This is a genomic window from Paenibacillus sp. EKM206P (assembly GCF_011066155.1).
GTDB lineage: Bacteria > Bacillota > Bacilli > Paenibacillales > Paenibacillaceae > Paenibacillus > Paenibacillus polymyxa_D.
Genome location: NZ_JAAMNQ010000054.1, coordinates 1 through 1,192 on the forward strand (window position 1 = coordinate 1; position 1,192 = coordinate 1,192).

Annotated in this window: 1 protein-coding gene; it reads right to left on the reverse strand. The window is 51.8% G+C overall.

All coding sequences use genetic code 11. The features are described 5' to 3' along the window. The coding region (locus tag G9G53_RS25610; RefSeq protein WP_238796315.1) for a condensation domain-containing protein at positions 1-1,192 on the reverse strand (1,192 nt) is incomplete at both ends.

A 1,192-nucleotide genomic window follows, 5' to 3' on the forward strand; every position in this document is an offset into this window, starting at 1 on the left:
TGCGGTACATGGCGCAGGTCTTCCTTCACCCGCTTGATTCGCTGCCCTACTTCTGCCTTCCCATCCACATCAAGCAGTACTGGATACTGACTCGTAAACCAGCCCACGGTACGTGTGATGTCGATATCTGGAACAATGGCTTCCCGACCATGGCCCTCCAGATTGACCAGTACGCGCTCCTGACCGCTCCAGTTATATAACGCGGTGCCGAGTGCAGTTAACAGCAGATCATTGACCTCGGTGTTGTACGCACGATGCGATTCCAGCAGCAGTAGCCGGGTTTCCTGTTCGCTCCAAGCTACGCTCACCGTCGCAGTGTCTCTGATTAGAGAATGTTGTCCCTCCGCTCTCTCTTGATCCTTAGGCAACGATGCAACTTCCATTTGGGCAAGATGCTGCCAATATTCGCGTTCGTTGTCGATCGCCGGACTGTTCGCATATTGAGACAACTGCTCTGCCCAAGCAGAGAAAGAGTCCGTTTTATATGGCAAGCGAATCGCTTCTCCCCGCACGGCCTGCTCATACCCCGTGGCAAAATCCTCAAACACAATCCGCCATGAAATCCCGTCTACGACCAAATGGTGGATCGCAATCAGTAAATGATCTCCATCCATGCAGCGGAAAAGTCCCAGCTTCACCAGCGGTCCTTCTTCTAGACGAATAGAGCTTTGGATGGCATTGGCTTTCGTTTCAATCGCCATCGCCACCTCTGCCGTGTCTTCGACGCCTGTCAAATCAACAACGTCCAGACTGTACAGCTCGCCTTCGTTCACACCGCGATTCCACGCTTCATAGCCCTGTTCGGTCTGACGGAAGACCATACGCAATGCATCATGATGCTCCGTCACCTGGGTCACCGTTTGATGCAATGCGGCTTCATCGAATCCTTGTGCTCTATACAGCATCACCGATTGGTTGAAATAATGTGGCTCTGCTGAGGATTGTCCAAAGAACCATTGCTGTATTGGGCTCAATTTAACTGCTCCCGAGACCACCCGCTGATCGGCTGTGCGGCTAACTTTGTGTACATGACTGCTCAGCAGTGAAATGGACGGATATTGGAACAAATCCTTCATCTCCAGCTTGTAGCCCGCTTGCAGCAAGCGGGACGATACCTGGATCGCTTTGATCGAATCGCCGCCCAGATCAAAGAAATTATCCAAAATGCCGACTCTCTTTGCTCCTAATACAG